Annotated in this window: 21 protein-coding genes and 1 other RNA gene; 18 read left to right on the top strand and 4 right to left on the bottom strand. The window is 50.8% G+C overall.

Annotated features, from left to right (window positions below):
* Nucleotides 1-43: 43 nt before the first annotated feature.
* Together menI and ydiJ are read right to left on the bottom strand one after the other, a co-directional pair.
* Complete coding sequence (menI, locus tag QMN38_RS02280) at nt 44-454, bottom strand: 1,4-dihydroxy-2-naphthoyl-CoA hydrolase (RefSeq protein ID WP_137383333.1); 411 nt, start codon at nt 452-454, stop codon at nt 44-46.
* The gene (gene ydiJ, locus QMN38_RS02275; protein ID WP_323604391.1) at nt 451-3,507 is read right to left on the bottom strand and encodes a D-2-hydroxyglutarate dehydrogenase YdiJ; all 3,057 of its coding nucleotides are present in this window, start codon (nt 3,505-3,507) and stop codon (nt 451-453) included. The genes menI and ydiJ overlap by 4 nt, the downstream gene beginning before the upstream one ends.
* A gap of 213 nt (nt 3,508-3,720) precedes the next feature.
* Here ydiJ and ydiK point away from each other — a divergent pair, with 213 nt between their 5' ends.
* The 9 genes from ydiK (at nt 3,721) to QMN38_RS02230 (ending at nt 13,117) form a co-directional block, all read left to right on the top strand.
* Complete coding sequence (gene ydiK, locus QMN38_RS02270; protein ID WP_323604390.1) at nt 3,721-4,830, top strand: AI-2E family transporter YdiK; 1,110 nt, start codon at nt 3,721-3,723, stop codon at nt 4,828-4,830.
* A gap of 188 nt (nt 4,831-5,018) precedes the next feature.
* Nucleotides 5,019-5,126: antisense sRNA RprA (gene rprA, locus QMN38_RS02265), an RNA gene on the top strand.
* A 191-nt stretch (nt 5,127-5,317) separates the two neighbouring features.
* On the top strand, nt 5,318-5,674 hold the full coding sequence (locus QMN38_RS02260; RefSeq protein WP_271449076.1) for a YdiL family protein: 357 nt from the start codon (nt 5,318-5,320) through the stop codon (nt 5,672-5,674).
* Between the two features lie 146 nt (nt 5,675-5,820).
* Nucleotides 5,821-7,041: an MFS transporter gene (locus QMN38_RS02255; protein WP_271440776.1), complete on the top strand. Its 1,221-nt coding sequence runs from the start codon at nt 5,821-5,823 to the stop codon at nt 7,039-7,041.
* 242 nt (nt 7,042-7,283) lie between these two features.
* Nucleotides 7,284-8,519 (top strand): MFS transporter, encoded by a 1,236-nt coding sequence (locus tag QMN38_RS02250; protein ID WP_202038793.1) that lies wholly within the window; start codon nt 7,284-7,286, stop codon nt 8,517-8,519.
* Between the two features lie 21 nt (nt 8,520-8,540).
* Nucleotides 8,541-9,407, top strand: coding sequence for a quinate/shikimate dehydrogenase (ydiB, locus tag QMN38_RS02245; protein WP_271440775.1), 867 nt, complete (start codon nt 8,541-8,543; stop codon nt 9,405-9,407).
* Nucleotides 9,408-9,441: 34 nt separating this feature from the next.
* The gene (gene aroD / locus QMN38_RS02240; RefSeq protein ID WP_323604389.1) at nt 9,442-10,200 is read left to right on the top strand and encodes a type I 3-dehydroquinate dehydratase; all 759 of its coding nucleotides are present in this window, start codon (nt 9,442-9,444) and stop codon (nt 10,198-10,200) included.
* A 156-nt stretch (nt 10,201-10,356) separates the two neighbouring features.
* The gene (locus QMN38_RS02235) at nt 10,357-11,952 is read left to right on the top strand and encodes an acyl CoA:acetate/3-ketoacid CoA transferase (RefSeq protein ID WP_323604388.1); all 1,596 of its coding nucleotides are present in this window, start codon (nt 10,357-10,359) and stop codon (nt 11,950-11,952) included.
* Between the two features lie 13 nt (nt 11,953-11,965).
* Nucleotides 11,966-13,117: an acyl-CoA dehydrogenase gene (locus QMN38_RS02230; RefSeq protein ID WP_271440773.1), complete on the top strand. Its 1,152-nt coding sequence runs from the start codon at nt 11,966-11,968 to the stop codon at nt 13,115-13,117.
* A 54-nt stretch (nt 13,118-13,171) separates the two neighbouring features.
* Here the strand turns inward: QMN38_RS02230 and QMN38_RS02225 are convergent, their stop codons facing one another.
* Nucleotides 13,172-14,062, bottom strand: coding sequence for an AraC family transcriptional regulator (locus tag QMN38_RS02225; RefSeq protein WP_271440772.1), 891 nt, complete (start codon nt 14,060-14,062; stop codon nt 13,172-13,174).
* A 509-nt stretch (nt 14,063-14,571) separates the two neighbouring features.
* Here QMN38_RS02225 and QMN38_RS02220 point away from each other — a divergent pair.
* The 5 genes from QMN38_RS02220 to fadK all read left to right on the top strand — a co-directional run bounded on the left by QMN38_RS02220 (nt 14,572) and on the right by fadK (nt 19,649).
* Nucleotides 14,572-15,336, top strand: a complete 765-nt coding sequence (locus tag QMN38_RS02220; protein ID WP_271449078.1) for an electron transfer flavoprotein — start codon at nt 14,572-14,574, stop codon at nt 15,334-15,336.
* Between the two features lie 21 nt (nt 15,337-15,357).
* On the top strand, nt 15,358-16,293 hold the full coding sequence (locus QMN38_RS02215; protein ID WP_323604387.1) for an electron transfer flavoprotein subunit alpha: 936 nt from the start codon (nt 15,358-15,360) through the stop codon (nt 16,291-16,293).
* A 57-nt stretch (nt 16,294-16,350) separates the two neighbouring features.
* A complete protein-coding gene (locus tag QMN38_RS02210) occupies nt 16,351-17,640 on the top strand; it encodes an FAD-dependent oxidoreductase (protein WP_271449080.1) in 1,290 nt (429 codons plus the stop codon).
* On the top strand, nt 17,637-17,930 hold the full coding sequence (locus tag QMN38_RS02205) for a ferredoxin family protein (protein ID WP_271440768.1): 294 nt from the start codon (nt 17,637-17,639) through the stop codon (nt 17,928-17,930). The genes QMN38_RS02210 and QMN38_RS02205 overlap by 4 nt, the downstream gene beginning before the upstream one ends.
* Nucleotides 17,931-18,011: 81 nt before the next feature.
* Nucleotides 18,012-19,649, top strand: a complete 1,638-nt coding sequence (gene fadK, locus QMN38_RS02200) for a medium-chain fatty-acid--CoA ligase (RefSeq protein ID WP_323604386.1) — start codon at nt 18,012-18,014, stop codon at nt 19,647-19,649.
* A gap of 67 nt (nt 19,650-19,716) precedes the next feature.
* Here the strand turns inward: fadK and ppsA are convergent, their stop codons facing one another.
* Nucleotides 19,717-22,095: a phosphoenolpyruvate synthase gene (ppsA, locus tag QMN38_RS02195; protein ID WP_202038802.1), complete on the bottom strand. Its 2,379-nt coding sequence runs from the start codon at nt 22,093-22,095 to the stop codon at nt 19,717-19,719.
* Between the two features lie 329 nt (nt 22,096-22,424).
* Between ppsA and ppsR the strand changes: the two genes are divergently transcribed.
* The 4 genes from ppsR to QMN38_RS02175 all read left to right on the top strand — a co-directional run bounded on the left by ppsR (nt 22,425) and on the right by QMN38_RS02175 (nt 26,887).
* Nucleotides 22,425-23,258 carry a posphoenolpyruvate synthetase regulatory kinase/phosphorylase PpsR gene (ppsR, locus tag QMN38_RS02190; protein WP_137383349.1) on the top strand — a complete coding sequence of 278 codons (834 nt, stop codon included), beginning with the start codon at nt 22,425-22,427 and terminating at the stop codon, nt 23,256-23,258.
* 126 nt (nt 23,259-23,384) lie between these two features.
* Nucleotides 23,385-24,431, top strand: coding sequence for a 3-deoxy-7-phosphoheptulonate synthase AroH (gene aroH / locus QMN38_RS02185; protein ID WP_005120291.1), 1,047 nt, complete (start codon nt 23,385-23,387; stop codon nt 24,429-24,431).
* Nucleotides 24,432-24,640: 209 nt separating this feature from the next.
* Nucleotides 24,641-24,829: a hemin uptake protein HemP gene (gene hemP / locus QMN38_RS02180; protein WP_271449083.1), complete on the top strand. Its 189-nt coding sequence runs from the start codon at nt 24,641-24,643 to the stop codon at nt 24,827-24,829.
* Nucleotides 24,830-24,901: 72 nt separating this feature from the next.
* Nucleotides 24,902-26,887 (top strand): TonB-dependent hemoglobin/transferrin/lactoferrin family receptor, encoded by a 1,986-nt coding sequence (locus QMN38_RS02175; RefSeq protein WP_323604385.1) that lies wholly within the window; start codon nt 24,902-24,904, stop codon nt 26,885-26,887.
* Nucleotides 26,888-26,923: the final 36 nt, after the last annotated feature.

Genomic DNA, 26,923 nt, shown 5'->3' with positions numbered 1-26,923 from the left:
TAACACCATTACCTGCGCAGATAATGACCAAACTCAACATGCATCACAAAATAGCAGTCGTCAGTCGCGAGGTGCAGCATAACCGGCCCTGCTCATCGAAGATTTCGATTTGCCACACCTGATGACGTGAACCGGTATGCACAGGGCTGCACACCCCTCTGACAAGCCCTTCACGTGCAGAACGAACGTGGTTGGCGTTAATCTCAAGGCCCACCACTTTCTGATCGCCCTGCGTACACAGATATCCAGCCACCGAGCCAATGCTTTCAGCCAGCACGACAGACGCCCCGCCGTGCAACAAACCAAAGGGTTGTTTGGTGCGATGGTCCACGGGCATTGTGGCTTCCAGAGTATTGTCGCCGATATGCACAAAACGAATATCGAGCAGCCCTACCATATTTCCTTCACCCATGGCGTTGAGCGCCTCGAGTGTGACTTCACGTTTCCAGATCATCCTATAATCTCCAGTAATGCCTGTAATGGGTGGCGAACGCCCGTGCCTTCTACGCGTTTAACCTGGCTGCGACATGAATACCCGGCAGCCAGACAACGGTTACGCGGCAATCGTTGCATTGCCTGGTGCCATGATAACTCATAGATCCCTAAAGAGTTCTGGTGATTCTTCACTTCATGGCCATACGTACCCGCCATCCCGCAGCACCCCACGCTGACATTTTCCAGTTTGGCCCCAAACCGGGCAAAAATCGCGGCCCACTGCGCAGGTGCTCCCGGCAGAGCGGTCACTTCGGTACAGTGTCCGAAGAAGTACCACGGTTCACCACCAACAGCGACCGACGGTTCTGACGCCAATACAGCCGATAACCACTCATTGACCAGTAAGACATGGAAATCACCGCGCTGCTCGCCGAGCGCCAGCTTGTATTCATCGCGATAACATAGCACCAGCGCCGGATCGACACCGACCATCGGGATATTCAGCTTTGCCACCCGGTTGAGGAATTCAGCGGTCTTTTTCGCCGTTTTCGCAAACCGGTTTAAAAAGCCCTTTATATGCTGCGCTTTACCGTTAGGCGAGAATGGCAACAGCACCGGCTGTAAACCCAATTTTTCTACCAGTCGGATGAAATCAGCCACGACCTGTGCATCGTAATAGCTGGTGAAAGGGTCCTGCACCACCAGCACCGTACGGGCTTTTTGTTCCTGGCTGAGAGCTTCAAGCTGTTCCAGCGTCATATTGGCCGAACGATGCCCGACCAACTGTCGTTGTAATGATGGCGCAGACAACAGCGGCAAATCCACCATGCCGATGTGTTTTTTAGCCAGATTACGTACCAGCGGTTGATTGATGAAAAAGTTGAACGTTTTAGGTGCGCGCGCCATTAGCGGTGCATAACTCTCAACGGTGGCGACCATATGATCGCGGAGCGGGCGCAGATAGCGCGTGTGATACAGCTGCAGGAAGCGCGAGCGGAATTCCGGAACGTCAATTTTTATCGGGCACTGCGTCGAACACGCTTTACATGCCAGACACCCGGACATCGCCTCTTTCACTTCATGCGAGAAATCATACTCGCCCTTACGTGCATGCCAGCTGTTGCGGGTACGGGCGATTAGCGTACGTAAACTGGCACGTTTTTCTGGCAACTCTTTTTCCAGTTTCACGGGGTCGATCCCACGATCGGCCAACAGGCGTAACCATTCCCGTACCAGCGTTGCCCGCCCTTTTGGCGAGTGAATGCGATTGAGGCTAATTTTCATCGACGGACACATCGGGCTTTTCGCATCGAAGTTAAAGCATAACCCGTTGCCGTTACACTCCATTGCTCCACGCCACTCCTGTCGAACGGCCAGCGGGATTTGACGATCGTAAGTCCCACGTTTAACCGCATCCACTTTCATCATTGGCGCATCGATGGCTTCCGGAGGGCAAATTTTCCCCGGATTGAGCCGGTTTTGCGGATCAAACGCCGACTTCACTTTGCGCAGTTCGCGATACAGTTCCTCGCCAAAGAACGCCGGGCTGTACTCAGCACGGAAACCTTTCCCGTGTTCGCCCCACAGCAGGCCACCGTATTTTGCCGTCAGTGCCACCACATCATCAGAGATGCGTTTCATCAGCACTTCTTGCTGCGGATCACACATATCCAGCGCGGGTCTGACGTGCAGTACCCCGGCATCCACGTGACCAAACATGCCATAGCTCAGGCCATGGCTATCGAGTAGCGCACGGAACTCGGCAATATAGTCGGCCAGGTGTTCCGGCGGTACGCAGGTATCTTCGGCAAACGGAATCGGCTTCGCAGAGCCTTTGGCATTACCCAGCAGACCAACGGCCTTTTTCCGCATGGCGTAGATGCGCTCTACGCCGGCCAGTTCGGTACACAGTTGCCAGCCAATCACACCGGCTTCCTGCCGGGCAATTAGCCCGTCCAGGCGTTCACACAGCGCACTGACCTGCGAATCAATTAATGCTTCATCGTCACCCGCAAACTCGACGATATTCAGCCCGAGCATCTCTTTATCCGGGACATCGGTAATCAATTCGCTGACGGAGTGCCAGACAATATCTTCCCGCGCCAGATTAAGCACTTTGGAATCGACGGTTTCGACCGACAGCGCACGCGCCTCTACCATCACCGGCGCATTACGCAATGCAGAGTCAAACGAATCGTATTTGACGTTGACCAATCGCCGAACTTTAGGCAGCGGCGTGATATCAAGGCGGGCTTCGGTGATAAATGCCAGCGTACCTTCAGACCCCGTAAGGATGCGGGTTAAATCAAACTCGGTCATCGCATCATTGAAGACGTGCCGCAGATCGTAACCTGTCAGGAAGCGATTAAGCTTGGGAAACTTATCAATGATCAACTGCCGATTCTCACGGCACCGTTCATACACCGTTTTATAGATACGCCCAATCGCCGTATTGTTTTTACCGAGCATTTCGGCAAACTCAACCGGCATCGGCTGGGTATCGAGAATATCCCCGCCCATCAATACCGCGCGGATACCCAGCACGTGATCGGAGGTTTTACCGTAGACCAACGAACCTTGCCCGGAAGCGTCGGTGTTGATCATTCCCCCCAACGTCGCCCGGTTACTGGTGGACAATTCAGGCGCAAAGAAATAGCCGTAGGGTTTCAGATATTGGTTAAGCTGATCTTTTATCACCCCCGCCTCTACCCGCACCCAACCTTCCTGCACATTGATTTCGATGATGCGGCTCATGTAACGGGACATATCAACAATAATGCCCTGATTAAGCGCCTGACCGTTGGTGCCTGTGCCGCCACCGCGAGGGGTAAAAATCAACGACGAAAAGAGCGGCTCTGACGCCAGGCGAGCGATAAGTGCCACATCAGCCGTCGAACGAGGAAACACCACGGCATCAGGCAGAAGCTGATAGATACTGTTATCCGTCGACATTGTCAGACGATCGGCATAGCTCGTTGCCGTATCGCCCGTGAACCCTTGCTGCTCCAGCGCCTGCAAAAAATTGAGCACCAGTTGAACGACACCTGGCGCCTGAGAAATTTGTGGAATCATTATAGTGACCCTTTCCTGCGGTCTGTGTTGTGAATTTAATCGTTTGCGTGTTGCTTTGTTTGTTGTATCACATTTTTTTCTAATACGCTCAGCAGATTTACAGGCAGAATCCGCCTGTTCAAAACCGCTGAAATTGCTCATCATTATAGAGTGTGATTAACGTGTTCACGTCGCGTCAACGTTCTGACGCAAAGACAAAGGTGAAAAGTATTTATGGTAAATTTCCGTCAGCCCAGGGATATTGCACAAGTGCTGCTATCGGTGCTGTTTTTAGCCATCATGATTGTGGCCTGTCTCTGGATTGTGCAACCCTTTATCCTCGGTTTTGCCTGGGCAGGTACGGTGGTCATTGCGACCTGGCCCATCCTGATACGTATACAAAAATTGCTGTGGGAACGCCGTTCGCTTGCCGTGCTGGTGATGACCCTGTTGTTAGTTCTGTTATTCATTATTCCTATCGCTCTGTTGGTCAACAGCATCGTTGATGGCAGTGGTCCTCTGATTCATGCCGTTACCGCCGGTGATATGACGCTGCCGGATCTGGCGTGGTTAAACAGTATTCCTCTGGTGGGTGCCAAACTCTATGGCGCATGGCACAGCCTGTTGGATATGGGCGGTTCGGCTATCATGGCTAAGGTTCGTCCCTATATCGGTACCACAACCACCTGGTTTGTTGGCCAGGCCGCGCATATTGGCCGCTTTATGATGCACTGTGGCTTGATGTTGCTATTCAGCGCCCTGCTGTACTGGCGCGGTGAGCAGGTGGCGCTAGGTATTCGCCACTTCGCCTGCCGTCTTGCATCGAAACGCGGTGACGCTGCAATTCTGTTGGCAGCACAGGCCATTCGTGCGGTTGCATTAGGCGTGGTCGTCACGGCGCTGGTGCAGGCCGTCCTCGGTGGCATTGGTCTGGCGGTAACGGGGGTACCTTACGCTACACTACTGGCGGTGTTGATGATCCTCTCCTGTCTGGTGCAACTGGGGCCTTTACCGGTGCTGGTTCCAGCTATTATCTGGCTTTACTGGACAGGTGACTCTACCTGGGGCACGGTGCTACTTGTGTGGAGCGGTGTGGTCGGAACACTGGATAACGTTATTCGTCCCATGCTGATTCGTATGGGTGCTGATTTGCCATTGATCCTCATTCTTTCCGGGGTGATCGGTGGGTTGATTGCATTCGGTATGATTGGTCTGTTTATCGGCCCAGTGGTGCTGGCTGTTTCATGGCGCCTGTTCTCCGCATGGGTCAACGAAGCCCCTGCACCGGGCACCGACCCGGACCAAATCCTCGAAGAAATCGCTGAAATCGAAAGCAATAAGTAGTACAACATCAGGCGGCAACATTGCCGCCTGATTGTTTAATATTGCTTATAATCGCATCACAGCTCCCCGAACCGAATCCAACGCCAGCCCTGTGTGAATACTCATTTATGTCGCAAATTCTTTACAGTTTTTAAACTATTGAGATGAATCTGATCGACGTGAAAAAGCAGCATGCCTACTATTACCCCAAGGCTTTAGATCAACACATTGATTTATAAGCATGGAAATCCCCTGAGTGAAATAACGAATTGCTGTGTGTAGTCTTTGCCCATCTCCCACGATGGGCTTTTTTTTATCCTGAACTCTCCCCCTAACGACCTACATCGCATCAGCTAGCCCATTGCTTTATTTCACTCTCACACCAAATGCACCGACTTCACAGATTAATAACAAATAATATTGCACAAGATACTGTGACTCTCTTCAAGCCGAAATATCCACATTAATGTTATTACTATTCCACTGTCTTTTATGAAGTGATTAAATAATGAACGCATTAGAATTGCAGGCTATCCGCCATATTTTTGCTATGACGGTGGAAGAAAGCGCCGCGTATATCGCGCGGGATGGCGACATTGTCGCCTGGCAACAATGGGAAAGCGGTGAAAAAGAAATCCCAGAAAACATCGCGCGCATTTGTACAGAAATGAAAGCAAAGAGAAAGTTAAGAATTAACGCGATCATCGAAAAAATAAATAATCGTATCGGTAATAACACGATGCGTTTTTTCCCCGATCTGGTTTCTTTTCAGGCAGTTTATAGTCACGACAATTTTCTCGACTGGAAAATCTATCAATCGGCTGCTGTGGAACTCTATGCACACAACCTTGAGCGTTTGTGTTAAGCGGTTATAACGTCACCACTACGTTGCAACACGGGCACCCGACAATATGCCCTCGCTCACGCGCAGTCTGCATACTATTTGGGCTAACACGCCCTACGCGACACAGAACACAACATCCATTTAGCCTCTTCGCTGAGTAACACATTATGAAAAACACCTATTTCTCCACTGCGATAGGGCTGTACCTTAATTACCTGGTACACGGTATGGGGGTCATTCTAATGTCCCTCAATATGTCCTCACTTGAACAACAGTGGCAAACTAATGCAGCGGGGGTCTCGATTGTCATCTCCTCCCTTGGTATCGGTCGGTTAAGCGTTCTATTAGTTGCAGGCATGCTCTCCGATCGCTATGGCCGCAGACCGTTTATCATTTTTGGCATGATCTGCTACCTAATCTTCTTTTTTGGCATCATCAATACTCATAGCATTGTGATTGCCTACGCCTTTGGTTTTTTAGCGGGAATGGCAAACAGTTTTCTTGATGCCGGAACCTACCCAAGTCTGATGGAGGCCTTCCCCCGCTCGCCCAGCACCGCCAATATTCTGATTAAAGCCTTTGTGTCCAGCGGCCAGTTTCTGTTGCCGATGGTTATCAGTCTGCTGGTGTGGGCTGAACTCTGGTTTGGCTGGTCCTTCTTGCTGGCGGCGGGTATTATGGCAGTCAACGGCATATTTTTGTTTCGTTGCCGCTTCCCTGCACATCCTGGACCGAAGCATTCCATCACGCCATCATCCGTTTTACAGGAACCGATCCAACCAGAGCACCGTTGTTCCCTTCTCGATCTGGGGAGTTACACGTTGTATGGCTATATCTCGATGGCCACATTTTATCTGGTTAGCCAGTGGCTGGCACAGTATGGTCAGTTTGTCGCCGGTATGCCGTATACGTTATCTATCAAGCTGTTAAGTATTTACACCTGTGGTTCGCTGTTGTGCGTATTCATTACTGCTCCCCTGGCGAGAAAAGCGGGTCGTGCAACATCTCTGTTAATGCTGTACACCTTTATCTCCTTTGTCGCGCTGCTGGCGGTTTGCCTGCATCCAACAACCTGGGTCGTGATTACATTCGCCTTTGTCATCGGATTCTCTTCAGCCGGTGGCGTCGTACAAATCGGTCTAACGCTAATGGCTGCTCGCTTTCCGCATGCGAAAGGTAAAGCTACCGGTATTTACTACAGCGCGGGCAGTATCGCGACCTTCACAATCCCACTGATTACCGCCAGGCTCTCCGAAACCAGTATTGCGCACATCATGTGGTTTGATGCAGGCATTGCTGCGCTCGGCTTCCTGCTGGCACTGTTTATTGGTTATCGCAGCCGACTTGCCGCAAAGCGTCAGTTAAACATGGCTCCGCTCGCGCAATAGCGCGGATGCAATATTGTTCCCCTCTTCTGCAAAATAATTGGACGTATTTTTAAAATAACGGCAAAACGTCGGTCTGACGAATTAGATTTCACAGTTTGATATGCAATATACCTGGTAACTTAAACGCCATGCTATGTAGGTACAATAACTACTGCCTGGTATATTAATTACAAGGTCGCCGAAATTTAAACTACACCGACGAGCACAGAATAATTTTAAAATCCGCAAGGAGTTGTGAAAAAATGTCTCAGAAAAAGACCTTTAACACGCCATTTCTTCTGGCGATAACCTGTATTTATTTAAGTTATTTTTTACACGGTATTAGCGTCATCACACTGGCGCAAAACATGACCTCCCTGGCTGAAAAGTTTTCAACCGATAATGCAGGAATTGCCTATCTAATTTCCGGTATTGGTCTTGGTCGACTGGTCAGTATTTTATTCTTTGGCGTTCTATCAGATAAGTTCGGTCGCCGGGCTATCATTCTGTTAGGCGTTATTCTATATATGCTGTTCTTCTTCGGTATTCCCGCCAGCCCCAATCTGATGATTGCCTTTATTCTGGCTGTATGCGTTGGCGTAGCAAATTCAGCGCTGGATACCGGTGGTTATCCTGCGTTAATGGAATGTTTCCCTAAAGCATCCGGCTCGGCGGTTATTCTGGTTAAAGCCATGGTGTCGTTTGGCCAGATGATTTACCCCATCATCGTCAGTACCATGCTGCTCAACCATGTCTGGTACGGCTATGCGGTCATCATCCCGGGTGTCCTGTTCGTGGTCATCACCCTGATGCTGTTAAAAAGTCGCTTTCCCAGCCAGATGGTGGACGCGGGTCTCGCCAAAGATCTGCCACAGATGAACAGTAAACCCCTGGTCTGGTTGGAAGGTGTCGCTTCCGTGCTGTTTGGGGTTGCCGCATTCTCAACCTTCTATGTCATCGTGGTCTGGATGCCGAAATATGCCATGGCATTTGCTGGCATGGCAGAAACTGACGCCTTAAAAACCATCTCTTACTACAGCATGGGATCGCTGGTCTGCGTATTCATCTTTGCTGCCCTCCTGAAGAAAATGGTTCGCCCCATTTGGGCTAACGTTTTTAACGCAGGTTTGGCAAGCATTACCGCTGCGGTCATTTATTTGTATCCCTCTCCGCTGGTTTGTAACGCAGGATCGTTTCTGATTGGCTTCTCTGCTGCTGGCGGTATTTTACAGCTCGGTGTCTCGGTGATGTCGGAGTTTTTCCCGAAGAGCAAAGCCAAAGTCACCAGTGTTTATATGATGATGGGTGGTGTAGCCAACTTTATTATCCCACTGATCACCGGATACCTTTCTAACATCGGCCTGCAATACATCATCTTGCTGGACCTTGCATTTGCTCTGCTGGCATTCATCACCGCCATCATCGTCTTTATTCGCTATTACCGCGTATTTGATATCCCCAAAAACGATGTGCGGTTGGGCGAACGTTATTTTCAATAAATTGTTTAGAAGGAGTATCAAATGGACGTAACTGCAAAATATGAACTGATTGGTCTGATGGCCTACCCTATCAGACACAGTCTGTCCCCTGAAATGCAAAATAAAGCATTAGAAAAAGCAGGGCTGCCTTTTACCTACATGGCATTTGAAGTCGATAACTCAACATTTGCTAATGCCATTGCCGGTTTAAAAGCGTTAAAAATGCGTGGTACCGGGGTTTCCATGCCCAATAAACAGCTGGCCTGTGAATATGTTGATGAATTGACGCCTGCCGCCAAACTGGTTGGCGCAATCAACACCATCGTTAATGATGATGGCTACCTGCGTGGTTACAACACCGACGGCACCGGCCATATTCGCGCGATTAAAGAAAGCGGCTTCGATATTAAGGGTAAAACCATGGTACTGTTGGGCGCGGGCGGCGCGTCTACAGCCATTGGCGCTCAGGCAGCTATTGAAGGCATCAAAGAAATTAAGATCTTTAACCGTAAAGATGAGTTCTTTGAAAAGGCGCAGGCATTCGCCAAACGTGTTAATGAAAACACCGACTGCGTTGTCACCGTTATCGACCTTGCCGATCGCCAGGCTTTTGCCGAGGCTCTCGCCAGCGCGGATATTTTGACCAACGGCACGAAAGTCGGCATGAAACCGCTAGATAACGAATCTATTGTGACCGACGTTTCCCTGCTTCGCCCGGAACTGCTGGTGACCGAATGTGTGTATAACCCGCATATGACCAAGTTGTTGCAACAGGCACAACATGCCGGTTGCAAAACGATTGATGGTTACGGCATGTTGTTGTGGCAAGGGGCTGAGCAGTTCAAGCTCTGGACCGGGAAAGATTTCCCGCTGGAGTATGTCAAACAGGTTATGGGTTTTACAGCCTGATGGGCAGTATTTGTGAATAGTTAAAGGGTAATCAATGAAAACCGTAACCGTAAGAAACCTCGTGATTGGCGAGGGTGCGCCGAAGATCATTGTCTCACTGATGGGTAAAGACATCTCAACGGTAAAAAGCGAAGCACTGGCCTATCGCGAAGCGGATTTCGACATTCTGGAATGGCGTGTTGACCATTTCGCCGATGTCGCTTCCATTGACGCAGTACTGGAAGCCGCACGTGCGATCCGTGATGTGATGGCTGATAAACCGTTGCTGTTCACCTTCCGTAGTGCACAGGAAGGTGGTGAACAGGCACTGTCCGTCGAAAACTATATTGCATTAAATCTGGCAGCAGTGGACAGCGGTCTGGTGGATATGATCGACCTGGAGCTTTTCACCGGTGATGACCTGGTTAAAGCCACCGTCGAGCATGCACACGCGAAAAATGTCTTCGTTATTATGTCGAACCATGATTTTCACAAGACACCTGCAGCCGATGATATTGTCCAGCGACTGCGTAAAATGCAGGAACTTGGTGCAGATATTCCCAAAATCGCGTTGATGCCGCAAAGCAAAACGGATGTGCTGACATTGCTTAGCGCAACGCTGGAGATGCAGGAACGCTACGCCGACCGCCCTATTATTACCATGTCAATGGCGAAAACCGGTGTGATCTCACGACTGTCCGGTGAAGTCTTCGGCTCAGCGGCGACGTTTGGTGCGGTGAAAAAAGCCTCGGCCCCAGGACAAATCTCCGTAACCGATCTACGTACCGTTCTGACAATATTACACCAGGCTTAATAGCCGAATATTTTTAAATTGTAATAAATAACGCCCTGCCCCAGATATTCGTTTTACCACGAATATCTGGCAGATGATTAAATATTTTCAAATAACATAAAACACTATTATCGAATATAGCGATAGGTATTCGCACGAATATAACCTGGAGTTTATATGAAACTTTCAAGACCAACACGTTTAAATGGTCGGGTACCGGTATTATCTGCAGCTGACGCAATTGATTATATTCCGGATGAAGCCACCCTCTGCGTATTAGGCGCTGGTGGTGGGATACTTGAGGCCACAACATTAATTAATGCACTGGCCGAGAAATATAAAAATAGCCAATCCCCGCGTAATTTGTCGCTAATTAGCCCGACTGGACTGGGCGACCGCGCAGACCGGGGGATTAGTCCACTGGCTCAGGAAGGTTTAGTTAAATGGGCGTTGTGCGGCCATTGGGGGCAATCCCCACGTATATCCGACCTCGCGGAACAAAATAAAATTGCAGCCTACAACTATCCGCAAGGCGTATTAACTCAAACCCTGCGTGCCTCTGCGGCCCATCAGCCAGGTATTTTGAGTGATATCGGCATTGGTACGTTTGTCGATCCTCGCCAACAAGGTGGCAAACTCAATGAAGTGACCACCGAAGATCTGATCAAACTGGTAGAAATTGATAACAAAGAGTATCTCTACTACAAAGCCATTGCACCGAATATCGCCTTTATTCGTGCCACCACCTGTGACAGCGAAGGCTACGCCACCTTTGAAGACGAAGTGATGTATCTCGATGCGTTGGTCATCGCGCAGGCCGTGCATAACAACGGCGGCATCGTCATGATGCAGGTACAAAAAATGGTGAAGAAAGCCACACTGCACCCTAAAGCAGTGCGGATCCCTGGCTATCTGGTGGATATCGTCGTTATCGATCCTGAACAGACTCAGCTGTATGGCGGAGCGCCGGTTAACCGCTTTATTTCAGGCGATTTCATCCTTGATGACAGCCTGCAAACTGCCCTGCCGCTTAACCAACGTAAACTGGTAGCCCGACGTGCGCTGTTCGAAATGCGGAAAGGTGCAGTGGGTAACGTTGGCGTAGGAATTGCCGATGGTATTGGTCTCGTCGCGCGTGAAGAAGGCTGTGCCGATGACTTCATACTGACGGTTGAAACCGGGCCAATCGGCGGTATTACCTCGCAGGGCATCGCTTTTGGGGCCAACGTCAATACCCGCGCTATTCTGGATATGACCTCCCAGTTTGATTTCTACCATGGTGGCGGCCTGGATGTGTGCTATTTAAGCTTTGCCGAAGTCGATCAGCACGGCAACGTCGGTGTGCATAAATTTAATGGCAAGATCATGGGCACTGGCGGTTTTATTGATATCAGCGCCACCTCGAAGAAAATTATTTTCTGCGGCACCCTGACTGCCGGCAGTCTGAAAACAGATGTTGCCGACGGCAAATTGAATATCGTGCAGGAAGGTCGGGTGAAGAAATTCGTTAGCGAATTACCTGAAATCACCTTCAGTGGAAAAATTGCCCTCGAACGTGGACTGGATGTGCGTTACATCACCGAGCGCGCCGTATTTACGTTAAAAGAAGACGGTCTCCATTTAGTGGAAATTGCCCCGGGCGTTTCTTTACAAGAAGACATTTTGGACAAAATGGATTTCACTCCCGTTATTTCTCCAGACCTGAAACTGATGGACGAAAGATTATTTATCGATGCCACGATGGGTTTTGTTTTGCCCGACGCTGCCAATTAAAAGGAGTACCCTGATGGACTTTTCATTAACTGAAGAACAAGAGCTGCTGCTTGCCAGCATTCGGGAACTGATCACCAGTAATTTCCCGGAAGAATATTTCCGTACCTGTGATCAAACTTCCACCTACCCTAAAGAATTTATGCGCGCGCTTGCGGATAACGGCATTTCGATGCTGGGCGTGCCGGAAGAGTTCGGTGGCATTCCGGCAGATTACGTCACGCAAATGCTGGCACTGATGGAAGTCTCGAAATGTGGTGCGCCTGCCTTTCTGATCACTAACGGTCAGTGTATCCACAGTATGCGCCGTTTTGGCTCCGCGGAGCAGCTACGTAAAACAGCTGAAAGCACTATGGAGACAGGCGATCCAGCCTATGCGCTGGCGTTAACCGAACCGGGCGCTGGCTCAGATAACAACAGTGCCACCACCAGCTACATCCGCAAAAACGGCAAGGTGTACCTTAACGGGCAAAAAACCTTTATTACCGGTGCCAAAGAGTACCCGTATATGCTGGTCCTGGCTCGCGATCCCGAACCGAAAGATCCGAAGAAAGCCTTTACCCTGTGGTGGGTGGATTCGAAGAAACCCGGCATCAAAGTTAATCCGCTGCATAAAATCGGCTGGCACATGTTAAGTACCTGCGAAGTCTATCTTGATGACGTTGAAGTTGACGAAAGTGATATGGTCGGCGAAGAAGGTATGGGCTTCCTCAACGTGATGTACAACTTCGAAATGGAGCGATTGATCAACGCAGCACGCAGCACCGGCTTTGCCGAATGCGCTTTCGAGGATGCCGCACGTTACGCCAACCAGCGTATCGCCTTTGGTAAACCGATTGGCCACAACCAGATGATCCAGGAAAAACTGGCGCTGATGGCGGTTAAAATCGAAAACATGCGCAATATGGTATTGAAAGTCGCCTGGCAGGCCGATCAGGAACAATCACTGCGTACCAGTGCGGCGCTGGCAAAACTGTACTGCGCCCGCACAGCGATGGAAGTTATCGACGACGCGATTCAGATAATGGGTGGTCTGGGTTATACCGATGAAGCCCGTGTATCCCGGTTCTGGCGCGATGTGCGCTGTGAACGCATTGGCGGTGGCACCGATGAAATCATGATCTACGTCGCCGGACGTCAGATCCTGAAAGATTATCAAAACAAGTAAGCCGTTCTGTCATCCGGATAGCGGATAAACGCTATCCGGACTTACGCCAGAAAATCAGACTTCCGGCTGCAGGCATTCCTGCTCGGTCAGATTATTTTTAAACTGCTTACGATAATCGCTGGGAGTACAGCCTACGTGTCGCTGAAAGAGTTTGGCAAAGTGATCAACATTTTCATACCCTACCCGCCACGAGATTTCCGCTAATGACGCTTCCGTATTCGTCAGCGAAAATTTTGCTTCCGTCATCCGCCGTTGAATAACATAATTAATCGGCGAAATACGATATTCTTTAGTGAATTCGTGACAGATATAACTCACACTGGCTCGAAATTTTTTAGACAACTGGTCAAGTGTGATTTTTTCGCGAAAGTTGTTATTCAAATACACCAGAACATCTTTAATTAACACGTCTTTTTTAATATACCCCTGCTCCGAACGATAAGCATTTTTAAAGTTTTCGTAATACAAGACGGTTAATGCATAGGCAAAGGCATCATAAGCTGAGGATGACAGATTATTTTTACACTGCGGTATCATAATACTCAGTTCATTAAAAATACTCTTAATAACCTCTTTTCCCTGGCCGACGCTGATGACCGGACACGAATGTAACTGCAACAACTGGTTATCCTGCCAACCATTGAAACGAAAACCGTACAGTGCGCAGGTGTAGGTAGTGGCAGGCGCGCTGCTATCCGAGGCGACGGCATGCAACCTCCCTTGTTCTATCACCACAATATCCCCAGCATGTGCGACGTACAGTGAAGAATCAATGATTAATCGCGCGACACCTTTTTTGACATAGATTAGCTCTGTCTCATTGTCATGAACATGGTGACCAGACTCCCAGTTAGGATCATCACTGATGACAAATCGCGAAAATCTGGGGGTCTTCCCCTGCTCAAAAAGGGTTTCCATGGCATTATCAAAACATCGTTGATACATGACAGCCTCCACCTTTAGATGGTAAATATGCGGAAAATTAATAGTGTTAAATGATAACGATTAGCCACGTTATACAACGATATTCTATCCAAGCGAAACAAAATTATTTGCGTCGTCTGCAAGATGACACTTCTTGCTCAAGAATGCTCTTAGCTTGCGTTATTTACGTTTTATACTAATTGAAAAGAATAAATGTTATTAATTCAACATTAACGATTTACATACCAGAAACAAACGCCGCCAGATATCGATTAAAAATATGATGCATTTCTCAATTACCCTCCCGACTCGGGTTTCCGTGGTGTAATTTTCTGTACACAATATTTACCCCTCGCTTAGAAACTGAGCATTCCCATTGCACATTTTTCTGCAAGATTGTTGGGAATGAAAACAGATTGCCCCGTCGAAAACAGGCCCCGCTCTGCCGCACACTATTTTCAGTCAAATTTTCCCTACTGCCGATAATGACGCGCACCGTCATCATCCGAACGTGACTCACTGGAGATGCCATGAAAATAATAACCTGCTTTAAGTTGGTGCCTGAAGAACAGGACATTGTTGTTACCCCAGAGCGCTCGCTTAACTTTGATCGGGCCGATGCCAAAATCAGTCAATTTGATCTGAATGCGATTGAAGCCGCCACACAACTTACCGCTGAAGGCGATGAGATTGTCGCCTTAACGGTGGGCGGCTCCTTGTTGCAAAATTCTAAAGTACGTAAAGACGTGCTATCCCGCGGTCCGGATAGCCTGTTTATGGTGCAAGATCCACAGCTGGAACATGCGCTGCCGCGCGATACTGCCCAGGCACTGGCTTGTGCGGCTAAAAACATTGAATTCGATCTGATGCTGTTCGGTGAAGGGTCCGGCGATGTCTACGCACAACAGGTCGGTTTACTGGTAGGCGAGCTCCTGCAGCTTCCTGTGATTAACGCGGTAAGCAGGATCCAACGTAATGGCGACCGCATACTGGTTGAGCGCACCCTTGAAGATGAAGTCGAAGTCATTGACCTGCCGCTCCCAGCAGTAATTTGCGTTACCTCAGATATTAATACACCGCGGATTCCGTCAATGAAAGCCATTCTTGGGGCCGGCAAAAAACCCGTCACCCCCTGGCAGGCCAGCGATATCGGCTGGACGCCAACGTCACCACTAGCGGAATTAGTCAGCCTCAGTGTTCCACCGCAGACAGAACGCAAGCACATCATTTTGGAAAATGACTCAGCAGAAGCCATTGCCGAACTGGCCGAACATCTGAAAAAAGCCCTGAACTAAGCCCAACGGAGAACAATCATCATGAGTAAATTAGCCAACGTATGGGTGTTTAGCGATAACGTAGAACGCTATGCGGAATTAATGACCGGTGCCCGCCAGTGGGGCGAGCAGGTACACCTTATTGTGCAGGGTAACGAACAGGCCGATCAGGTTAAAGCGCTGGGTGCCGATGACATCATCGTGCTCGAACACGCTTGTGGGCTGCAACGTGTTGAAAACTACGCCGAGACTCTCTCAGCCTTACTGCAAACACACACCGGGCTATTGCTGATGCCTGCGTCTAAACGCGCAAAATCACTGGGCGCGCGGTTGAGCATTCAACTCAATGCGGCGATGGTAAACGACGCCACATCGGTCACTCTCGATGCTGGTGCGCTGTTTGCAGAACACCGTATGTATGGCGGTCTGGCATTCGGTAAAGAAAAACTGAATAGCGCGCTGGCCATTATCACACTTGCCCCAGGCATGTTTGAACCCGTAGCAGCCAATCCTGCACACACATGCCCTGTGGTCTCTGCACCTTATATCACGCCACTTCATGAGATTGTTTGCCAGGAACGTCGAGCCAAATCCCTCAGCAGCGTGGATCTCAGCAAAGCCAAACGCGTGGTTGGCGTCGGTCGTGGCCTGGTTGCCGAGAGCGATCTGCAGATGGTACGCAATCTTGCCACCGTTCTGGGTGCCGAAGTGGGTTGTTCACGCCCTATTGCCGAAGGTGAAAACTGGATGGAGCGCGAGCGCTATATTGGCGTTTCCGGCGTGCTGTTGAAATCAGATTTGTACCTGACACTGGGCATCTCAGGACAAATTCAACATATGGTCGGCGGGAACGGCGCGAAGATCATAGTCGCCATCAATAAAGATAAAAAAGCCCCTATCTTCAACTACGCCGATTACGGTCTGGTTGGTGACATTTACAAAGTCGTCCCGGCCCTTATCGAACAGCTCAGTCGCTAACTGCCACATTTAACGCACATATCCCGCTGCACTCGCGGCGGGAAAGGAGCAAATAACATGTCAGATGAAAAATTTGATGCCATTGTGGTCGGAGCTGGCGTGGCGGGTGCGGTAGCGGGTTACGTTATGGCCCAGGCTGGGCTGGACGTGCTGGTTATTGAACGCGGAAACAGTGCTGGCAGCAAAAATATGACCGGAGGACGGCTCTACACACATAGCCTTGAGCATATTATGCCCGGCTTCGCAGAGGAAGCCCCTGTCGAACGGAAAGTGACTCGCGAAAAAATCTCTTTCCTTACCGAAGAAAGTGCTGTCACCCTCGATTTCCATCGTGAAAAAGACAACAGCCCAGCGCAGGACTCCTATACCGTATTGCGCAACAGACTCGATCCCTGGTTGATGGAAAAAGCCGAACAGGCCGGGGCTCAGTTTATTCCGGGCGTTCGCGTCGATTCCCTGATCCGAGAAGGCAACAAAGTCACTGGCGTGCAGGCGGGTGACGATATCCTGGAAGCCAATATCGTTATCCTTGCTGATGGCGTCAATTCTATGCTGGGCCGTTCACTGGGAATGGTACCGCCCTCTTCGGCGCATCATTATGCCGTTGGCGTAAAAGAACTGATCGGCCTGCCACCAGCAGTCATTGCAGATCGTTTTAATCTATCAGGAAATGAAGGGGCCGCCTGGTTGTTTGCCGGTTCGCCATCTAATGGACTGATGGGCGGAGGTTTCCTGTACACCAACAAAGACTCCATCTCTCTGGGGCTGGTATGTGGTCTGGGCGATATCGAGCATGCGACAAAAAGCATTCCGCAAATGCTGGAAGATTTTAAACAACACCCAACTATTCGCCCACTGATCGCCGGCGGTGAGCTGCTGGAGTATTCCGCGCACATGGTTCCGGAAGGTGGCCTGGCGATGGTACCGAAGCTGGTTGATGACGGGGTGATGATCGTCGGCGACGCCGCCGGTTTTTGTCTGAACCTGGGCTACACCGTGCGTGGCATGGATTTGGCGATCGCTTCTGCAGAGGCTGCGGCCAAAACCGCCATTGCCGCGAAAGAACGTCAGGATTTCTCCGCCAGCAGCCTGATGGACTACAAACGCGCCCTTGAACAGGGTTGTGTAATACGTGATTTACAACATTTCCGTAAGATCCCCGCGCTAATGGAAAACCCCCGTTTGTTTACCCAATACCCGCGCATGGTGGCCGATATCATGAGCGATATGTTCACCGTTGATGGCAGCCCGAACCAGCCAATTCGCAAGACCATTTTGTCCCACGCGAAGCAGATTGGGCTGATGAACCTACTGAAAGACGGCATCAAGGGAGCAACCGCGCTATGAGTCAGGACAACACCGTAAATGTTGACGTCAAACTGGGCGTTAACAAATTCAATGTCGATGAGGGGCATCCGCACATCATCCTTGCCGAACATCCTGACATGAAAGAATTTCGCAAGCTGCTGAAAGCCTGTCCTGCTGGACTTTATAAGCAGGACGAAAGTGGAAATATTCATTTTGATTCCGCCGGCTGCCTGGAATGTGGTACCTGCCGGGTTCTGTGCGGTTCCACTATCCTCGAACAATGGGAATACCCGGTTGGGACATTTGGTGTGGATTTCCGTTACGGCTAACACGTATCGCCTGTTGTACGCCGGGTACAGCACGTCTGTTATCCGGCAGGACGTGTACCGAAATTATCCAGGGAATAACTCATGAGTGTCACATTAACGTTTAATGCCGAACGTCGGGAAGCTTATCGACAACAAGGATTTTGGGGGGATGCATCGCTGGGTGATTACTGGAGCCAAACCGCCCAGGCGATGCCGGACAAAATCGCTGTGGTCGATAATCACGGCGATTCATACACCTACGCCGCGCTCGACAGTGCCGCCAGCCGCCTGGCGACCTGGTTGTTAGCCTGCGGAATCCAGCCTGGTGACCGCGTCGCCTTTCAATTGCCCGGCTGGTGTGAATTCACCCTTATCTATCTGGCCTGTTTGAAAACCGGGGCGGTTTCCGTACCACTACTTCCTGCCTGGCGCGAAGCCGAGCTGGTATGGGTTCTGAACAAATGCAAGGCAAAGATTTTTTTCGCTCCTACGCTGTTTAAACAAACCCGGCCGGTGGATCTGATCCTACCCTTGCAAAACCAGCTACCACATCTGCAACAGATTGTTGCCGTCGATAAGCTGGCACCCGCGACAGACTCACTGGCACTCAGCCAGCTTCTTTTATCTCCACCCTTAACTCAGCCAGTCAACGTGCATGCCGATGAGCTGGCTGCGGTGCTGTTTACCTCCGGAACAGAGGGGATGCCCAAAGGGGTAATGCTGACCCACAACAACATCCTGGCCAGTGAACGCGCCTATTGTGCCCGTCTTAATCTCACCTGGCTGGATGTCTTTTTAATGCCCGCGCCACTCGGCCATGCTACCGGTTTTTTACATGGCGTGACCGCACCGTTTTTACTTGGCGCACGCAGCGTACTGCTGGATATTTTTACTCCCGCAGCTTGTCTAGAATTGCTGGAACAACAGCGCTGTACCTGCGTACTCGGCGCTACACCGTTCGTCTATGACATGCTGTGTTGCGTGGAAAAACATCCCTACGATCTCTCGTCGTTACGCTTTTTCTTATGCGGCGGCACTACCATTCCGAAAAAAATAGCCCGCGATTGTCAGCAGCTCGGCATTAAACTTTTAAGCGTCTATGGCTCAACAGAAAGCTCGCCGCACGCGGTGGTCAATCTGAATGATTCGCTTTCCCGCCAGATGAACACCGACGGATATGCCGCTGCCGGCGTGGAAATTAAAGTCGTCGATAAGGCACGTAACACGTTGCCTGCGGGGATGGAAGGAGAAGAGGCATCCCGCGGACCCAATGTTTTTATGGGCTACCTTGATGAACCTGAACTGACCGCCCGAGCACTGGATAACGACGGCTGGTATTACAGCGGCGATTTGTGCCGAATGGACGATGCCGGATACATCAAAATCACCGGGCGTAAGAAAGATATTATTGTGCGCGGTGGAGAAAATATCAGTAGCCGCGAGGTCGAGGATATTTTGTTGCAGCATCCGCGTATCCATGATGCCTGCGTTGTGGCAATGCCTGACGATCGTTTAGGCGAAAGATCGTGTGCGTATGTGGTGCTAAAACCTCCGCACCATTCGCTGTCGCTGGAGTCTGTCGTGGCCTTTTTTAGCCGTAAACGGGTAGCAAAATACAAGTACCCGGAGCACATCGTGGTTGTCGAGAAGTTACCGCGCACGGCGTCTGGCAAGATCCAAAAATTTCAGCTACGTCAGGATATTATTCAGCGTTTGAGCGTGGAGAGTATTACCGGATAAAGCGCCGGATGGCAATGCTAACGCATCTTATCCGGCCTACGTTGAATAGGCCGGATAAGGCATGATATTACTTGTTCAGTTCAGCCAGACTCAGCCAGGTTTGTACTACGGTGTCCGGGTTCAGCGACAGGCTGTCGATCCCCTCTTCCATCAGCCAGGCCGCGAAGTCTTCGTGGTCAGATGGGCCCTGGCCACAAATACCAACGTATTTGCCTTGTTTCTTAGCAGCACGAATCGCCATCGACAACAGTGCTTTCACCGCATCGTTACGCTCATCAAACAGCTCAGAAACCACGCCAGAGTCACGGTCCAGACCCAGCGCCAGCTGTGTCATGTCGTTAGACCCGATAGAGAAGCCGTCGAAGTATTCGAGGAACTGTTCAGCCAGCAAGGCGTTGGATGGGATCTCACACATCATGATGATCTTCAGTCCATTCTCGCCGCGCTTCAGCCCCTGACGTGCCAGCTCTTCCACGACCGCCTTCGCCTGAGCAACGGTACGAACAAACGGTACCATTACTTCCACGTTAGTCAGCCCCATGTCGTTACGGACACGTTTTACGGCATCACATTCCAGCGCAAAACAGTCACGGAAGCTATCCGCAACATAACGACCGGCGCCACGGAAGCCCAACATCGGGTTCTCTTCATGCGGTTCATAACGCTCACCGCCGACCAGGTTGGCATATTCGTTGGACTTAAAGTCCGACATGCGCACGATGACACGTTTCGGATAAAACGCCGCACCCAGCGTCGCGATCCCTTCAGTCAGGCGACCTACGTAGAACTCGCGTGGTGAATCAAACCCTTTCATCATCGCGCGGATTTCGTTTTGCAGTTCCGGCGTTTGATCATCGAATTCCAGCAGTGCACGTGGGTGCACGCCAATCATACGGTTGATAATAAACTCGAGACGCGCCAGGCCGACACCTTCGTTTGGCAGACAAGCGAAGTCAAAAGCGCGGTCCGGGTTACCGACGTTCATCATCACTTTCAACGGCAGATCCGGCATGGTTTCCACGCTGGAACTCTTCACGCTGAAGTCCAGCATGTCGGCATACACGTAGCCGGTGTCGCCTTCCGCACAGGAGACAGTGACTTTCTCGCCGTCTTTCATGCGTTCGGTCGCATCGCCACAGCCAACAACCGCCGGAATGCCCAGTTCACGGGCAATAATCGCCGCGTGACAGGTACGACCGCCGCGGTTGGTGACGATCGCCGCCGCTTTTTTCATGATCGGTTCCCAGTCCGGGTCGGTCATGTCGGTAACCAGCACATCGCCTGGCTCGATACGGTTCATTTCGCTGATGTCATGAATGACTTTTACCGGACCAGCACCAATGCGGTGACCGATGGCGCGACCTTCAGCAATAATTTTACCCTGAGCATGCAGCGTATAACGTTCCATCACCTGGCCGCGAGAACGTACGGTTTCCGGGCGAGCCTGTACAATGAACAGCTTACCGGTATGACCGTCTTTAGCCCATTCGATGTCCATCGGACGACCGTAGTGCTTCTCGATTTGCACCGCCTGCTTCGCCAGCTCCTGCACTTCCTCGTTGGTCAGTGAGAAAATATCGCGTTGCGCCTGCGGAACGTCTTCAATGGTAACCTGCTTGCCATGCTCCTGAGTCGGCGCATAAATCATGCGGATTTTCTTAGAGCCCATAGTACGACGCACGATGGACGGACGGTTGGCCGCCAGTGTCGGTTTGTGCACGTAGAATTCATCCGGGTTCACAGCACCCTGCACCACCATTTCACCCAGTCCCCACGCGGAGGTGATAAACACCACCTGGTCGAAGCCGGATTCGGTATCAATGGAGAACATGACGCCGGAAGACGCCAGGTCAGAACGCACCATCCGCTGAACGCCCGCAGACAACGCTACACCACGGTGATCATAGCCCTGATGAACACGATAGGAGATTGCGCGGTCGTTAAACAGCGAGGCAAACACGTGTTTGATAGCGACCAGTACCGCATCAAAGCCCTGGACGTTAAGGAACGTTTCCTGCTGGCCGGCGAATGACGCATCTGGCATATCTTCTGCGGTAGCGGAGGAACGCACAGCAAAAGAAGCATTGGCATCGTCCGCTGACAGCTGCGCGTAGGCATCGCGGACGGCATTTTCCAGTTCAGGCTGGAAAGGAGTGTCGATAATCCACTGGCGGATCTGTGCACCCGCTTTTGCAAGCTCGGTAACATCGTCGATATCCGTTTTATCCAGCAGCTCATAAATGCGCTGGTTTACGCCGCTTTGGTCCAGAAACTGGTTAAACGCATCGGCGGTCGTTGCAAAACCATTCGGTACGGAAACGCCCATACCTGAAAGGTTAGTAATCATTTCACCCAGGGAGGCATTTTTGCCCCCAACTCTGTCTACATCATTCATGCCGAGTTGGTTATACCAAAGCACCAGCGGTGACGAGCCATTGTTGGACATCGAACAATCCTTATATATGAACGAGGTTAGGAAACTCAATTTTGCGTAATTATCTTGGCATATTTACCTCAGCGAAAAAAACGGTGAATCGTTCAAGCAACTTTATTTTTTATTTTTTCAGATTCTTTCCGCATTTGCGCAAACCCGCGAACGGCACGGGATCACCACAAAATCAGTCGGTATAAACATTTGTTCCGAAAAATGAAATGTACTTTTCATTAAATATAAAAATAGCGTTTCATTTTATAAAGTAGATACAGCAATATTCGCTTCTGACGAATTTTAATTTATGCTTTCAGAGAATTATGTCTGCCCCCAGGATGAGCAAAATGGATAATGCTGTTGATCGTCATGTATTTTATATTTCTGATGGCACAGCCATCACCGCAGAGGTATTGGGTCACGCGGTAATGTCGCAATTTCCGGTCACGATCAGCAGCATTACGCTGCCGTTTGTTGAAAATGAGAGTCGTGCTCGTGCGGTTAAAGACCAGATTGACGCCATTTATCAACAAACGGGTGTGCGTCCGCTGGTGTTCTACTCCATCGTGTTGCCGGAAATTCGCTCGATCATTTTACAAAGCGAGGGTTTTTGCCAGGACATCGTCCAGGCATTGGTCGCCCCGTTGCAACACGAGATGAAACTCGACCCCACACCGATCGCGCATCGCACGCACGGCCTGAATCCTGGCAATCTCAACAAGTATGATGCGCGTATTGCCGCCATTGATTACACCCTCGCGCACGACGACGGTATCTCGTTGCGCAACCTTGATCAGGCACAGGTGATCCTGCTTGGCGTTTCCCGCTGCGGAAAAACGCCTACCAGCTTATACCTGGCAATGCAGTTTGGTATCCGGGCCGCTAACTACCCCTTTATTGCCGATGATATGGATAATCTGGTACTGCCCGCCTCTTTGAAGCCGTTACAACACAAACTGTTTGGTCTGACGATTGACCCTGAACGCCTGACGGCCATCCGCGAAGAACGCCGTGAAAACAGTCGCTACGCCTCGCTGCGCCAGTGCCGAATGGAAGTTGCTGAAGTCGAGGCGCTGTACCGGAAAAATCAAATTCCGTGGTTAAACAGTACCAATTATTCAGTAGAAGAGATTGCCACCAAGATCCTCGACATCATGGGGCTGAATCGCCGCATGTACTAGAATGCTAGTGCATTGGTTCGATTTTTTGTTATTATGCTCGCCACCAGGCAGGATGAGTGTGATATTGTGATGTACATCACTTCCCGGTAGTCCTGCCGTTGAAGCAACAAATTTCTGAGATAAGTAATGAACAGAACCGATGAACTCCGTACTGCGCGTATTGACAACCTGGTCACTCCAGCAGAGCTTGCGCAACGGCATCCTGTTTCGTCCTCCGTCGCCCGCCATGTTACGGATTCCCGACGCCGGATAGAAAAAATTTTGAATGGTGAAGACCCTCGCTTGCTGGTTATCGTTGGCCCTTGCTCGATTCACGATCTCGATGCCGCCATGGAATACGCCACGCGTTTGCAGGCACTGCGTACTAAACACCAGGCGCGTCTGGAAATCGTGATGCGTACCTATTTTGAAAAACCGCGTACCGTCGTGGGCTGGAAAGGCCTCATTTCCGACCCGGATTTGAATGGCAGCTATCGTGTAAATCATGGTATTGAGCTGGCACGTAAACTGCTGTTACAGGTCAATGAACTGGGTGTACCGACAGCCACTGAATTCCTCGATATGGTGACAGGTCAGTTTATTGCCGATCTGATCAGTTGGGGCGCAATTGGTGCACGCACCACAGAGAGCCAAATTCACCGTGAAATGGCTTCCGCGCTCTCCTGCCCTGTCGGGTTCAAAAACGGGACAGATGGCAATACACGTATCGCCGTCGATGCTATTCGTGCGTCACGCGCCAGCCACATGTTCCTCTCACCGGATAAAACCGGGCAGATGACTATCTATCAGACCAGCGGCAACCCCTACGGTCATATCATCATGCGCGGTGGTAAAAAGCCGAACTACTCTGCCGAAGATATTGCCGCGGCCTGCGATACACTGCATGAATTCTCTTTGCCGGAGCATCTGGTGGTGGATTTCAGCCATGGTAATTGCCAGAAGCAGCATCGCCGTCAGTTAGAAGTGTGCGATGACGTCTGTCAGCAGATTCGCAATGGTTCGACGGCAATAGCCGGGATCATGGCGGAAAGTTTCTTACGCGAAGGTACGCAAAAAATCGTCAGCGGCCAGCCACTGGTTTATGGTCAGTCAATCACCGATCCCTGCCTGAACTGGGAAGATACGGAACTGCTGGTCGAAAAACTCGCCGCGGCGGTAGACAGTCGATTCTAACATCATGCCCGGGTGGCGGTTTCGCCTGACCCGACCTACGGTTCGTGCCCCTCCAGGCCCGGTCAGCGTAATGCTACCGGGCTTTTTTAATGCAGCACAATCACGCAAATTTGATCCCGTCACAATTATTTCACAAAAAGGCTTGATGCAAATTCTCAGTTTATTGATAATGATTATCATTGTTACATTGATTGTCATTTTTAAACACTATGTCACGTATGGATAACACTACAGCAACGCCTGCAAAAGAAAAAACACCGCCCTCTGTCACGCCTAACGAACGTCGGATTGACAGTAAAAGCCTGCTGGGAAATGAAGGACGAGTGATCATAGAACATGATGGTCAGCACTACCTGCTGCGCCAGACACATGCCGGAAAACTCATTCTGACTAAATAAATACCTATTACGCCAGCCACCCAGGTGATACCCAGGCAGCCAGCGCTTTCGATTTTCTAATGGAGAGTTGCTATGCCACACCTGCACACGACATCGCTGCGCCCATCGCTTTTGGCACTGGCGATCATAAGTCACCTTCCCGTCGCCGCCTATGCGGCGGCTGAAGATATGACTGTCACCGCCACCGGCAATGCCCGCAGTGCCTTTGAAGCGCCAATGATGGTCAGCGTGATTGATGCGACCGCGCCGGAAAACCAAACGGCCAGTTCAGCGGCAGATCTGTTACGTAAAGTGCCTGGACTTACCCTTGATGGTACGGGACGAACCAACGGTCAGGACGTCAATCTGCGCGGCTATGACCGCCGCGGAGTGCTGGTGCTGGTAGACGGCGTACGTCAGGGAACCGACACCGGACACCTGAACAGTACATTTCTGGATCCGGCGCTCATTAAACGTATCGAAGTGGTGCGTGGCCCTTCGGCTCTGCTGTACGGCAGCGGTGCGCTCGGCGGGGTCATCGCCTATGACACAGCGGACGCTAAAGACTTACTTGAAGCGGGTAAAAACAGCGGTTACCGCGTGTTCGGTACTGCTGCCTCGGGCGATCATAGCCTCGGCATGGGGGCCAGCGCGTTTGGTCGAACCGACACGCTGGACGGTCTGCTCGCCTGGTCAACTCGCGATCGCGGTGACTTACGCCAGAGCGACGGTACCACCGCGCCGAACGATGAAGCAATAAACAATATGCTGGCAAAAGGTAGCTGGAAAATTGACAGCGCCCAGACGCTGGCAGGCTCACTACGTTATTACAACAATGATGCACGTGAGCCCAAAAATCCGCAAACCAGCGCAGCTGATACCAGTAACAACCCGATGACCGATCGCTCAACGATCCAGCGTGACGCACAGTTGACCTACACGCTCGCCCCTGCGGACAATGACTGGCTGAACGCTGATGCTCGCATTTACTGGTCCGAGGCGCGCATTAATGCCCAGAATCCGGATGCAACTAATGAGTTTCGCAAACAAACGACCAAAGGCGGAAAAATTGATAACCGCAGCCGGTTGTTTACCGACTCTTTTGCTTCTCACCTGTTAACTTACGGGGGGGAGTACTATCGCCAGGAACAACGCCCCGGCGGTGCGACAACCGGTTTCCCTGAGGCAAAAATTGATTTCAGCTCCGGCTGGCTACAGGATGAAATCACCCTGCGAGATCTGCCAGTAACATTGCTGGGTGGTACACGCTATGACTCATATCGCGGTAGCAGCGATGGTTACGCGGATGTCGATGCCGACAAATGGTCGTCCCGCGCAGGAATGACCGTCACGCCGGCCGACTGGCTGATGCTGTTCGGGTCCTGGGCTCAGGCTTTCCGCGCGCCGACAATGGGCGAGATGTACAACGATGCAAAACACTTCTCCATCGGCCGTTTTTACACCAACTATTGGGTACCCAACCCTAACCTGCGTCCGGAAACCAACGAAACGCAGGAGTATGGCTTCGGTTTGCGCTTTGACGATTTGCTGATGGCAAGCGATGCGCTCGAATTTAAAGCCAGCTATTTCGATACCAAAGCGAAAGATTACATCTCCACCAGCGTCAATTTTGCTGCCGCGACGACCATGTCCTATAACGTACCCAATGCCAAAATCTGGGGCTGGGACGTGATGGCGAAGTACTCCGCCGATCTGTTCAGTTTAGACATGGCCTACAACCGTACACGAGGCAAAGATACCGACACCGGTGAATACATTTCCAGCATTAACCCGGATACCGTCACCAGCAAACTGAACATACCCGTAGCACACAGCGGTTTCTCAGTCGGCTGGATAGGTACGTTTGCGGACCGCTCAACCCATATCAGCAGCAGCTACACCAAACAGCCCGGCTATGCAGTAAACGACTTTTACGTGAGCTATCAGGGTCAACAGGCACTGAAAGGTATGACCACCACGCTGGTACTGGGTAACGCTTTTGACAAAGAGTACTGGTCTCCGCAAGGCATTCCGCAAGATGGCCGTAACGGCAAAATTTTCGTGAGTTATCAGTGGTAATCACCCTGCCCCGACGAGCCGGGGCAGCAATCTGGA

Source organism: Citrobacter sp. R-1.5.2, from assembly GCF_035064245.1.
Lineage (GTDB): Bacteria > Pseudomonadota > Gammaproteobacteria > Enterobacterales > Enterobacteriaceae > Citrobacter.
This window is presented reverse-complemented; position numbering and strand designations above follow the sequence as displayed.